The sequence below is a fragment of the Rhodococcus sp. LMD genome, from assembly GCF_056108245.1.
On record NZ_CM148557.1, the window covers coordinates 5,007,922 to 5,019,915 of the forward strand.

Consider the following 11,994-nt stretch of genomic DNA (forward strand, 5'->3'; position numbering starts at 1 on the left):
TGCACATCAATGTGCACAATCGCGTGCACAATGAGTACAGTGCACATTTCGGATCGACCGGGGACGTCGCCCAGCCGATCCGCCGACACGGCGAGCACCCGCTCCGCCGTGAGAGCCTCCGCTTCCCGGAAGTCAGGAGGCCGAGAGGCTGAGGAGGCTTTCGTGGCTGCAATGTCGAGAGGCCCGAAGACGTCGCTGGTGGTAGCCCAGCAGATCGTCCGGGATACGGCGCGAAAAGGTCTGCAGCCCGGGGACCTGCTGCCCCCGGAGAAGGCGATGCTCGAGGAGTACCAGATCGGCCGCGGGACCCTGCGCGAGGGACTGCGGCTGCTCGAGTTCCAGGGCATGATCGCCCTCAAGCCGGGACCCAAGGGCGGTCCCGTCCTCCTCGACCCCGACGCGTCCCACCTGGCGAGCACCATCATCCTGCTGATGCAGCTCCAGAACGCCTCCCTCAACACCATCGTGGAGGCGCGCACCGCCCTCGAGCCCGTCATCTGCCGCCTGGCCGCCGAGCGGATCAGCGACGAGAACCTGCAGGAGCTGAAGCAGTCCGTCGACCGGATGCAGCAGTCGTTCGACACCGCGGACATCGACACGTTCCTCGAGACGAACAAGCAGTTCCACGACGTCATCGCCTGGTCCACCGGCAACGCGCTCTTCGGCTACCTGACGGACGCGCTGCTCCGGATCACCGGCGGCACGGTGATGGGCGTCGACCATCCCGCCCCGCTGCGGGAGACGACGCTCAAGGCGCACACGCAGATCTACGAGGCGCTGAATTCGCACGACGCGGACCTGTCCGAGGACCGGATGCGCGACCACATCAACGAGTACGTCCGCTACGCCGAGCGCAAGTTCCCCGAACTCCTGAGCCAGGTCCTGCCCTGGAACCAGGCGCTCGGCGGCTGACCACGACCGCCGGCGACGTCCGGCGACACGGACCCCAGCGGGCCCGCACCGAGCACCGGCTCGGCGCGGGCCCGCCGTCGTTGCGGGCCGTCCCGCCGCCCGCCCGGCCTCCCGCGCCCCGCTTCCCTCGCGCTATTGCTTATATCCATGCGTATGGTTATGGTGATAGCGATCACATGCACACATCGCGATCACATCCGTCGAGCCCGCGCCGGAGCCCTGCCCCGGCCGCCGCTCGCGCCTTCACCCCGTCACGAGGAGAAGCCATGAAGACCATCGGAGCGCTGCTGTGGGAGCCGGGAACCCGGTCCGGTTGGAGCGTCGAGGAAATCGAGATCGATCCCCCGAAGAGCCGGGAGGTGCGGGTCAAGCTCGCCGCCTCCGGCATCTGCCACAGTGACGACCACGTCGACACCGGCGACATCCCCCTCGACTGGGCGCCGATCATCGGTGGCCACGAAGGCGCCGGTGTGATCGAGGAACTCGGCCCGGACGTCACCGGTTTCGAGGTCGGCGACCACGTCGTCCTGTCCTTCCTGCCGTCCTGCGGCCACTGCAAGATGTGCACCATCGGCCGTTCCAACATGTGCGAGATGGGTGCCGGCGTGCTCGCGGGCTACGCACCCGACGGCACGCACCGCGTCCACGCCCGCGGCCAGGGCGTCGGCCCGTTCTCCTACCTCGGCACCTTCTCGCCGTACGTCGTGGTCAACATCGACTCGTGCGTGAAGATCGGCAAGGACATCCCGCTCGACAAGGCCGCACTCATCGGCTGCGGCGTGCCCACCGGCTGGGGATCGTCCGTCTACGCGGCCGACATCCAGCTCGGTGACACCGTGGTCGTCATCGGCACCGGCGGTGTGGGCATGAACGCCGTCCAGGGCGCCCGGCACAAGGGCGCCAAGAACATCGTCACGATCGACCCGGTCGAGTTCAAGCGCGACCAGGCGAAGATCTTCGGTGCCACCCATACCACCGAGAACTTCGACCAGTGCCGCGAGGTCGTCGATCAGCTCACCGACGGCCAGGGCGCCGACGTCGTCATCATCACGGTCGACATCGCCTACGGGCACCTGCTGAACCCCGCCCAGGAGATGACCCGTCGCGGCGGCACCCTGGTGCTCACCTCGGCGGCGCCGGTCACCCAGCGCGACGTGCCGTTCGACCTGTTCACCTTCGCGATGTCGGGCAAGCGCCTGCAGGGCACCCTGTACGGCACCACGACGGCGCGCCGCGACATCCCGCTCATCGCCGACATGTACCGCCGCGGCGAGTTCAAGCTGGACGAGCTGGTCACCAAGACCTACAAGCTCGAGGACATCAACACCGCGTTCAAGGATCTCCGCGACGGCAAGAACATCCGCGGCGTCATCATGTACGACGACTAGATCGGCACGCGCGACTGCGCGGGTGATCCGCGCCCGGCACCCGGGCCGGGACGGAATCGACACTCCGTCCCGGCCCGTCCGTGTACCTCCGACAGGAACAGAGCCGATGACTGCCTCGAACCTCGCGGACCTCGATTCCGCCGCCCTGAGCCGCCTCGTCGCCAAGGACGAGATCCGGGATCTCGCAGGGCGTTACGCCCTGGCCGTCGACGACCACGACATCGACGCCGTCCTGTCGATGTTCACCGAGGACGGTGTCTTCGCGGTCGCCGGCACCGAACTGTGCGGCCGTGAGCAGATCCGCCCCTTCTACGTCTCCAGCATGGACCGTTACCACACCATGCTGCACACCCCCGAAATCCACCTCGTCACGATCGAAGACGACTCGCACGCAAGCGGAATCATGACCGGCCACGCCGAACTGGCCGTCCACGACACGCTGATGATGACCGCCTTCCGCTATCGGGACCGGTACGTGCGGCGGGACAGCACATGGCTTTTCGAAAGACGCACCGTATCGTTCATGTACGCGGTACCGTTCGAGTCGATGGGCTCGAGTTTCCGTACCACCAAACGGATTCGGTGGCCCCAGACCCGATACACCGAAGCCGACTATCCGGAGTCGGCTCCCACCTGGAACACCTACCGCTGACGGCGGATCGGGCCCGTCGGCGGCCCCGAAGGAGCAGCTATGACAGGACGGGTAGCAGGTAAGGTCGCGTTCATCACGGGGGCGGCCCGCGGCCAGGGACGCAGTCACGCGATCCGCCTCGCCGAGGAGGGCGCCGACATCATCGCTCTCGATGTCGCCGAGGAGATCGAGAGCGTCACCCGCTTCTACCCCGGCGCCACCGAGGAGGACCTGGCCGAGACGGTGCGCGCCGTCGAGGCCCTCGACCGCCGGATCATCGCCCGCAAGGCCGACGTCCGCAACTTCGACGCCGTGAAGGCCGTCGTCGACGAGGGCATCGCCGAACTCGGCCGGATCGACATCGTCGCCGCCAACGCGGGGATCTTCCTCTTCGGCGACGAGACGCACCTCGTCACCGAACGCGACTGGGACGACGTCCTCGACATCAACCTCAAGGGCGTGTGGCACACCTGCAAGGCCGTCACCCCGCACCTGATCGAGCAGGGCACCGGTGGCTCGATCGTCATCACCAGCTCCACCGCAGGCCTGAAGGGCACGCCGAACGTGGCGCCCTACACCGCGAGCAAGCACGCCGTGGTCGGCCTGATGCGCACGCTGGCACTGGAATTGGGGCCGCACGGCATCCGCGTCAACACCGTGCATCCCACCGGCGTCGCCACGGACATGATCCTGAACGAATCCTGCTTCCGGCTGTTCCTCCCGGACGTGGAACATCCCACGCAGGAACAGGCCGCACCGGTCTTCGCCACCACCAACGTCCTGCCCGTGCCGTGGATCGAACCGATCGACATCTCCAACGCGGTGCTCTACCTCGCCTCCGACGAGGCCCGGTACGTCACCGGCACCGAACTCAAGGTCGACGCCGGCTACACCCTGCGCTGATCCGGCCGGACGAACGGGAGACCCCATGACCGCAAGACTCGACACCCCGCGTCTCGATCCCGCCCGCCCCGCCGAGGTCGCCGAGCGCTGGCTCGCGGATTTCGCGGATGCACTCCGGTCGGGCGGTACCGGCGACTATCCGGATGCTCTCGCCACCGACGCATGGTGGCGCGACCTGCTCGCCTTCACCGGTGATCTGCGCAGCCTGCACGGCGAATCGGCGATCCGCCCGCTGCTCACCGGCGCGGCGGACCTCGAGGTCCGCGACGAGGCACTCGATTCCGCCGCCCCGCCGGTTCTGCTGCCCACCGGCGACGGTCCGCCGGTGATACAGCTGCTCTTCCGCCTCACCGTCCGCTTCGGACAGGTCCGTGGCGTCGCGCGCCTGACCCCGGACGAGACGGACCGCTGGCGAGCGATCGCCGTGCTGACGGCCCTCGACAGTCTCGCCGGGGCCGAACCGGCTGTCGGAGAACGTCGTCCGATCGGCGCCCCGGAACCCGGGGAACGCGTCACCGCCCACTGGGGCGACCGCCGCCGTCTCGCGAACGAGTGCGCCGACCGGGATCCGGACGTCCTCGTGATCGGTGCCGGGCATTCCGGCCTCGGACTCGCCGCCTACCTGGGCGCGATGAACGTGCACACGCTCGTCGTCGAACGCAACGAGCGCGTGGGCGACAACTGGCGCAACCGGTACGACTCGCTGGTGCTGCACGACCCCGTGTGGTCGAACCATCTGCCGATGATGCCGTTCCCACCCACCTGGCCCGTGTTCACCCCGAAGGACAAGATGGGTGACTGGCTCGACATCTACGCCCGGGCCCTGGAACTGAACGTGTGGACGCGCACGGAACTGGTGAGTGCCTCGTACGATCCGGCGACGAGGCGCTGGGAGGTGCTCCTCGACCGCGGCGGCGAACGGCGCGTACTGCATCCACAGCACGTGGTCCTGGCCACCGGACTGAGCGGCACCGAGCCGCTCGTCCCGGACATCCCCGGGACCGGAGAATTCGCGGGCGAACTGCTCCATTCCGGCCGGTACGCGACGGACCCCCGACGGAGCGGCCGGAACGTCGTCGTCATCGGCACCGGGAACAGCGGCCACGACATCGCGCAGGACCTCTACAACACCGGCGCGAACGTGACCCTCGTCCAGCGGGGTCCGACCTACGTCGTCGGCGGCACCACCGTGGTCGACGTCATGCTGAAGCCGGCCTACGGCGAGGACACCGCACCCACCGAGATCGCCGACCTCGTCGGGGCGTCGTTCGCGCGACGGGACGAGGGATTCGTCGACGGTCTGCGTACCGCGGTCGCGGCGATGGCCGACATCGATCGTGATCTGCTCGATGCCCTGAGCGCCCGGGGATTCCGCCATCACCTGGGCGACGGCGGGACCGGAGCGATGAACCTCTTCCTCACCCGCAACGGCGGCTACTACATCGACGTCGGCGCCTCGCGGCTCGTCGCGGACGGGTCGATCGGGCTGGTCGCCGGGAAGACCGTCGAACGATTCGTCCCCGAGGGTGTCATGATGTCGGACGGCACCGTCCTGCCCGCCGACACCGTCGTGTTCGCCACCGGATTCCGGGGCATTCTCGACACTGCCCGCCGCGTCCTGGGCGACGCGGTCGCCGACCGGTGCGGACCGGTCTGGGGCCTCGACGACGAGGGCGAGATCCGGTCGGTGTGGCGACGTTCCGGCCACGACCGGTTCTGGTTCAGCGGCGGCAATCTCACGTTCGCCCGGATCTACAACAAGTACCTCGCACTGCAGATCAGAGCCGACCTGGACGGCATCGACCTGCCGTCCGTTCCCTGACCCATCCCCTCGAGTACACGGAGACCGACACATGCGCGCCGACGACATCAACGAGATCATCCGCGTCACCCACCTCTACGCCCGGGGTCTCGACCGGTTCGACCCCAAGGAAGCCCTGTCCGCGTTCGCACCCGACGGGGTGTGGGACGCCAGCGCCGTGGGCCTGACCCGGTACGAGGGCCACGAGCAGATCCTCGACTTCTTCGAGCGGGACGCACAGGCGGTGGACAAGCAGTTCCACATCATCACCAATCACGTGATCGACTTCGAGGACGACGACCACGCCACCGGTACGAATTACGTCTTCTCCGAAGCGGAGATGAAGAACGGCGCCGCCATCAAGGCGATCGCACTCAACGAGGACCGCTACGTCCGCACCGCCGACGGCTGGAAGATCGCCGAGCGGATCATCACGGGTCTCACCACGCCGCAGATGGACGGCTTCGACGCCTGACCACGACGGCGAGATACGCGGCCGGGGTGGGGACTTCGCAGTCCCCACCCCGGTCGCGTGTCCCGGTCGGGTATCCCCGATCAGATGTCCTTGGTGATCTCGTAGAAGTCGAACGAGACGCCGGCCTGCGCGAAGTTCTCGAGGTCGGCTGCGCCCTGCTGTCCTTCCGGCGACGCCATGTCCGCGAGCATGGCTTCCTTGCTGTCCCAGTCGCAGACCGCGACCAGGAAGTGCGGCGGGGTGCTGCCGTCGGGAGTGGAGCACACACCCCATTCGTAGTTCCGGATGCCCTGCTGCTTCAGTGCGAGCTTGGAGTGCACGTTGCGGTAGTGGTCGAGGAACTTCTCGGGATCCTCGGGGTGGTTGTAGGCGGCGACGAGTCGGTACATGTGGACCTCTTTCGATGATGGGTTCGGACATTCTCCGGGCGGCGGACCCGCACGCGGGATGGTGGAGTGGTCCCGCACGCAGCAAGAAGGCAGGAAAGCCCGCCACATATATTCGCTTTCCGTCTTTGATTATATCCATTCGCATTGATAGAGTGATACCCGTCACAGACTTTTTTTCCGCGCCGGCCGATCAGCCGGGCGGATCACGCTCCCGCCGGACCCACCGAATCCGCGAGTCCGGCGGCAACATCGGCACATCCGATCGAATCCCCAGTCAGAGAGGCCATCCGATGACTGCAACTCCCACCCCCACCGCCGCTACCGAGGTCGATGCCGTCGTCGTCGGCGCGGGCTTCGCAGGCCTGTACCTGCTGTGGAAGCTGCGCCGCCACGGTTACACCGCCGTCGCCCTCGACAAGGGCAAGGAGGTCGGCGGCACCTGGCACTGGAACCGCTACCCCGGCGCCCGCTGCGACGTGGACAGCCACGACTACTCCTTCGGGTTCGACGAGGATCTCGAGCAGGAGTGGGAGTGGAGCGAGCGTTACCCGTCGCAGCCCGAACTGCAGGCGTACCTCTCGCACGTCGCCGACCGGTTCGACCTGCGCCGCGACATCCGGCTCGAAACCACGGTCACCGAAGCCCGATTCGACGAGGGCGAGCAGAAGTGGCACGTCCGCACCGACCGGGGCGACGAGTACGTCGCTCGGTTCTGCCTCATGGCCGTCGGCTGCCTGTCGGTACCGAAGGACGTCGACGTCCCCGGCCTCGACAAGTTCCAGGGACCGATCTACCGCACCAGCGCGTGGCCGGAGGAGGGGGTGGACTTCACCGGTCTGCGGGTCGCCGCGGTCGGTACGGGTTCCTCCGGGGTGCAGGCCATCCCGGAGATCGCCAAGCAGGCCGGCACGCTGACCGTCCTCCAGCGCACCGCCAACTTCGTCATTCCCGCCCGCAACCACAAGCTCGACCCGGAGTTCGTCGCGAACGTCAAGGCGAACTACCGCGCGCGGCGCCAGGCCTGCCGGACCGCCGCCGCCGGCTGCATCCGCGACGACAACCCGAAGGCCGCGTACGACGTCAGCGACGACGAGCGGTGGGCCGAGTACGAGAAGCGCTGGCAGGGCGGCGGCATCGCCTTCCTCGGCGCGTTCGCGGACCTGATGGTGGATCAGCGGGCCAACGACTCGGTGTGCGACTTCGTCCGGGCCAAGGTCGACGAGATCGTCGACGATCCGGACGTCGCGGACAGCCTCAAGCCGTTCGGCTACCCGATGGGCGCGAAGCGGCCCGTCATCGGCACGGACTGGTACGAGACGTTCAACCGCGACAACGTCGAACTGGTCGACCTGCGGAAGAAGCCCCTCGACAGCTTCACCGAGCACGGCATGCATCTCGCCGACGGCACCGAGTACGAGTTCGACGCCGTCGTGCTCGCCACCGGGTTCGACGCCTTCACCGGCGCGTTCACGCAGATCGACATCCGCGGCCGCGGCGGTCTGCCGTTGCGGGAGGCGTGGCAGGAGGGCCCGAAGACACACCTGGGCCTGGGCACCGCGGGCTTCCCCAACATGTTCATCATCGCCAACGTCGGCAGCCCGTCGGTGCTGTCGAACATGGTGACCGCCATCGAGCAGCACGTCGAGTGGACGGTCGAGACCATGGATCACATGCGCGAGCACGGACTGACCACGATCGAGGCCACCGAGGAGGCGCAGAACCAGTGGGTCGAGACCGTGGAGGAGATCGCGAACATGACCCTGTGGCCGCAGGGTGAGTCCGGATCCTGGTACCGCGGGCAGAACATCCCCGGCAAGCCGCAGATCTTCATGCCCTACGCCGGCGGCATCGTGCTCTACGAGCAGACGTGGAACGAGGTCCGCGACGCGGACTTCAAGGGATTCGTCCTGGCCTGATGTCGGGGCCTCGCGCCGGGCGATCGCGACCAGCGATCGCCCGGCGCCTTTCGCTGCGTCGCTCGTATCGCGCGGGTGGATCTCGCACCGAGCGGGAGGATCTCGCGCCGAAACGCGAGACGCGACGACGACAACCTCCCGCTCGACGCAGCAACATCCCGCTCATCGCCGACGGACACCGAAACGGGGGTGCAGGCCCGAAGCCCGCACCCCCGTCTCGGTGTCCGTCAGATCAGCTTCGCGAGCGCGTACGCCTGACGGGTGGCGAACACCAGCCGCCGCGGCGCGTATGCGTCACCGAGAATGTGCACCTCCCGCTCGCCCTCGGCCGCCGGGCCGTCCTTGATGCTCTCGTACAGGTCGGCGTCCCCGATGCCACCGCAGGCGAGCACCACCGAGTCGAAGCCGTCCACCTGGTAGGTGCGCCCCGAATAGACGTTGCGGGTGACGACCCCGGTCGGGGTGATCTCGACGACGTCCTCCATGAACCGGTACTGCACGCCCTTCTCGTCGAGGCGCCCGAGGATCGCGCCCACGATGTAGCGGCCGAGCAGCTGCCCCGCGACCTGGGTCGCGTAGACGACGGTGACGTCGTGCCCGCGATCGGTGAGGAAGTCGGCGAGCGACAGCGGCGGCATGTGGTCGTCCTGCGCGACGATCAGGACCCGCTTGCCGACCACGGCGTCGCCGTTGAGGACGTCGCGGATGTCGGCGACATTGTCGCCGTAGACACCCGGGATGTCCGGGATCCGGCGGGTGGAGCCGGTGGCGACCGCCACCACGTCGAATCCCGCGGACTCGATCTCCGCCTTCGTCGCCGCGTGCCGGTAGGCGACCTTCACGCCCGCCCGCTCGAGCCGGCGCTGCTGCCAGTCTATGTACTTTTCGAACATGTCGTACGTGGGGGCGTTGATCGCGGTGCGCAGTTGGCCGCCGAGCACGTCGGACGCCTCCCACAGCTCCACGTCGTGGCCCTTCTCCCGGGCCAGGGCCGCGAACTCCATGCCGGCCGGACCACCGCCGACGACGAGCACGCGCCTGGGGTCGGTCACGGTGGGCCACGGCCCGTCGACCTCGTTGCTGGTGACGGGGTTGACCGCGCAGCCGAACGGCAGCCCCTCGACGTAGCGGCGGCTGATGCACTCGTTGCCGCCGACGCAGGGCCGGATCTCGTCGACGCGGCCGGTGCGGACCTTCTCGACGATCGACGGCTCGGCGATGTGCGCACGAGCCATGCCGACGACGTCGGCGTCGCCGGCCGCGAGGATCCGTTCGGCGACATCGGGGTGATTGATCCGGCCCGTGTGCACGACGGGCAGCGACACCGCCCGCTTGAGCTGCCCGGCGAGATCGCTCCACTGACCGGCCTCGTAGAAGTGCGGCTGGATGTAGGACGGGTTGCCCCACGGGCTGCCCACCACGCCGTGGAAGTAGTCGACGAGTCCGGTGCTCTCGAGGTACTGCGCGATCTCGACGGCGCCGTGGATGTCGTATCCGCCCGGCACCTCCTCGCGCAGGTTCAGGCGGATGCCGATGACCATGGACGATCCGATCACGTCGCGGATGGCCCGCAGCACCTCGACCGGGAACCGGCAACGGTTCTCGATCGAGCCCCCGTACTCGTCGTCACGCTTGTTGGTCAGCGGCGACAGGAAGTACTCCAGCAGATCGTCGTGGTTCATGTGGAGTTCGACGCCGTCGAGACGTGCCTTCTGGGCCTGCTCTGCACAGAACTTGTACTGACCGACGAAGTAGGCGATCTCGTCCCGGTTCAGCTTGTGCGGAACGTTGTTGATCACCGGGGCGCTCAGGACCGACGACGCGCCGTGCGGCATACCGCCCTGGTGCACCATCTGCCCCGTCGCCACCGCACCCTCGGCGTGCAGGGCATCGGAATAGGCCTGCACCCGTTCGACGAAGAACGGCAGGCTGTAGTGGCCTTCGACCGTGGCACCCACGCCGGTGGGTTCGAACCCCGGGATCACGCCGGTGTTCGGCACCCAGGCGCTGAGGCTGTCGAACCATGCGGCTCCGCCCCGGGCCCGGGACACGTAGTAGGCGAGGTTGCGTTCGGCGTCGGCCTCGGACCCGAAGATGTTGCCGATCGCCGACGCGTGCGGCGGCAGCACCACGCGGTTGCGCAGCTTCATCGGGCCGATCTGGAACGGCGAGAGCAGATGGGCGTAGGCGGAGTCCGGATCCGCGGTCATTTCGTTCACCCCTTGTTCGGTCGGGGCCCGAGCGAGCCGCCGCGTCCGTCGCCCGGCATCCTGGTCGAGTCGTGACTGACCGCGATTCGGACGGGACGGACTTCCAGGACGACTCGGTTCGGGCTGTCCAGCAGGCGCTGGAAGGCTTCGGGATCGTTCGGAGCATGGCGCGCCGCGAACGCCGGGTAGAACCAGCGTTTGGTCTCCGCGTCGGCGTGGACGGTGACACGGCCGCGGACCGCGAGCATCCTCCTGCCGGGCAGTCCGGTGCCGGCATTCGAGACCACCAGCGTCACGCGGGGTTCGCGCGTCGCTGCCCGGACGTGGGCGCGGTCCTTCGCGGCGGTGAGCCAGAACCGGTCGCCGTGGTGCAGGTAGCTCATCACCACCCCGGCCGGCCACCCGGCCGCGGTGGTGAAGGCGAAGGTGCATTCGGTCTGCGCCGCTACGAGTTCGGCGATGCCGTCCTCGTCGACCCGTAGCGTGCGCAGGTCCTCGTTGTCGTCGATGCCGACGGCCATCTCACATCACTTCACGTATGCGCCGGCGTCGACCGGGAAGGTGACTCCGGTGACGTACCGCGCCTCGTCGCTGCCGAGGAACAGCACCGCGTTGCTGATGTCGATCGATTCGACCCACGGCACCGGCAGCGTGTTCAGCGACATGAACCCCGGCATCGCCTTCTCCTGCGACGGCTCCGGATCCCCGGGCGAGAACATCCCGTACGTCCCGGGGTTCTGGATCATGATGGTGTCGACGTTCGTCGGGTGGATGGTGTTGACCCGGATGCTGTAGGGGCCCAGCTCGTTCGCCATGGTGCGCATGAGTCCGACGATGCCGTGCTTGGCCGAGACGTAGTGGGCGACCTGCTGGATGCCCTTGAGTCCGCCGATCGAACTGGTGAACATGATCGAACCCCCGCGGCCCTGCTCGATCATCGTGGGGATCGCGACGACGGCGGTGTTGTAGACGCCGGTGAGGTTGACGTCGATCATGTCCCGCCACTGCTCGGCGGTGAGCTCCCACGAACGGCCGTAGGTGGCGATGCCGGCGTTGGCGACCACGATGTCGACGCCGCCGAGCTGCGCCACCCCGTCGTCGAAGGCGCGCTGCAGCGCCGCGCGGTCCCGGACGTCGGCGCGGTGGGCCACGATCCGGCGGTCGAGGGCCTCGACGAGCCGGACGGTCTCCTTCAGCTCGTCCTCGGTGGCCAGCGGGTAGTACGGGGTCACCGTGTCGATGTTCTCGCAGATGTCGACCGCGATGATGTCGGCGCCCTCCTCGGCGAGCCGCAGCGCGTGGCTGCGGCCCTGGCCGCGGGCGGCCCCGGTGATGAACGCGACCTTGCCTTCTACTCGTCCTGCCATGG

Annotated in this window: 11 protein-coding genes; 7 read left to right on the forward strand and 4 right to left on the reverse strand. The window is 68.0% G+C overall.

Going from position 1 to position 11,994, the window contains the following annotated elements; translation table 11 throughout:
- The first annotated feature begins 171 nt into the window (after window positions 1–171).
- From ACWPQI_RS22940 to ACWPQI_RS22965, 6 genes are all read left to right on the forward strand, one after another.
- Window positions 172–912 (forward strand): FadR/GntR family transcriptional regulator, encoded by a 741-nt coding sequence (locus ACWPQI_RS22940; protein ID WP_010594000.1) that lies wholly within the window; start codon window positions 172–174, stop codon window positions 910–912.
- A gap of 266 nt (window positions 913–1,178) precedes the next feature.
- Complete coding sequence (locus ACWPQI_RS22945) at window positions 1,179–2,300, forward strand: NDMA-dependent alcohol dehydrogenase (protein ID WP_010594001.1); 1,122 nt, start codon at window positions 1,179–1,181, stop codon at window positions 2,298–2,300.
- A gap of 106 nt (window positions 2,301–2,406) precedes the next feature.
- A complete protein-coding gene (locus tag ACWPQI_RS22950; protein ID WP_048771447.1) occupies window positions 2,407–2,952 on the forward strand; it encodes an SgcJ/EcaC family oxidoreductase in 546 nt (181 codons plus the stop codon).
- A 39-nt stretch (window positions 2,953–2,991) separates the two neighbouring features.
- Window positions 2,992–3,834, forward strand: a complete 843-nt coding sequence (locus ACWPQI_RS22955; protein WP_474738513.1) for a mycofactocin-coupled SDR family oxidoreductase — start codon at window positions 2,992–2,994, stop codon at window positions 3,832–3,834.
- A 25-nt stretch (window positions 3,835–3,859) separates the two neighbouring features.
- On the forward strand, window positions 3,860–5,656 hold the full coding sequence (locus tag ACWPQI_RS22960) for a flavin-containing monooxygenase (protein ID WP_017679792.1): 1,797 nt from the start codon (window positions 3,860–3,862) through the stop codon (window positions 5,654–5,656).
- 31 nt (window positions 5,657–5,687) lie between these two features.
- The gene (locus tag ACWPQI_RS22965) at window positions 5,688–6,110 is read left to right on the forward strand and encodes a nuclear transport factor 2 family protein (RefSeq protein ID WP_010594004.1); all 423 of its coding nucleotides are present in this window, start codon (window positions 5,688–5,690) and stop codon (window positions 6,108–6,110) included.
- A gap of 80 nt (window positions 6,111–6,190) precedes the next feature.
- On the opposite strand, the gene ACWPQI_RS22970 is transcribed toward ACWPQI_RS22965, so the two are convergent.
- Window positions 6,191–6,499: an EthD family reductase gene (locus tag ACWPQI_RS22970; RefSeq protein WP_003938431.1), complete on the reverse strand. Its 309-nt coding sequence runs from the start codon at window positions 6,497–6,499 to the stop codon at window positions 6,191–6,193.
- Between the two features lie 290 nt (window positions 6,500–6,789).
- Between ACWPQI_RS22970 and ACWPQI_RS22975 the strand changes: the two genes are divergently transcribed.
- Window positions 6,790–8,415 (forward strand): flavin-containing monooxygenase, encoded by a 1,626-nt coding sequence (locus ACWPQI_RS22975; RefSeq protein ID WP_048771443.1) that lies wholly within the window; start codon window positions 6,790–6,792, stop codon window positions 8,413–8,415.
- 227 nt (window positions 8,416–8,642) lie between these two features.
- On the opposite strand, the gene ACWPQI_RS22980 is transcribed toward ACWPQI_RS22975, so the two are convergent.
- From ACWPQI_RS22980 to ACWPQI_RS22990, 3 genes are read right to left on the reverse strand one after another with little or no spacing between them, the layout of a single operon-like run.
- Complete coding sequence (locus tag ACWPQI_RS22980) at window positions 8,643–10,625, reverse strand: oxidoreductase (protein WP_432793496.1); 1,983 nt, start codon at window positions 10,623–10,625, stop codon at window positions 8,643–8,645.
- A 5-nt stretch (window positions 10,626–10,630) separates the two neighbouring features.
- On the reverse strand, window positions 10,631–11,146 hold the full coding sequence (locus tag ACWPQI_RS22985) for a pyridoxamine 5'-phosphate oxidase family protein (protein ID WP_010594007.1): 516 nt from the start codon (window positions 11,144–11,146) through the stop codon (window positions 10,631–10,633).
- 6 nt (window positions 11,147–11,152) lie between these two features.
- Window positions 11,153–11,992, reverse strand: a complete 840-nt coding sequence (locus tag ACWPQI_RS22990; protein WP_040271042.1) for a mycofactocin-coupled SDR family oxidoreductase — start codon at window positions 11,990–11,992, stop codon at window positions 11,153–11,155.
- Window positions 11,993–11,994: the final 2 nt, after the last annotated feature.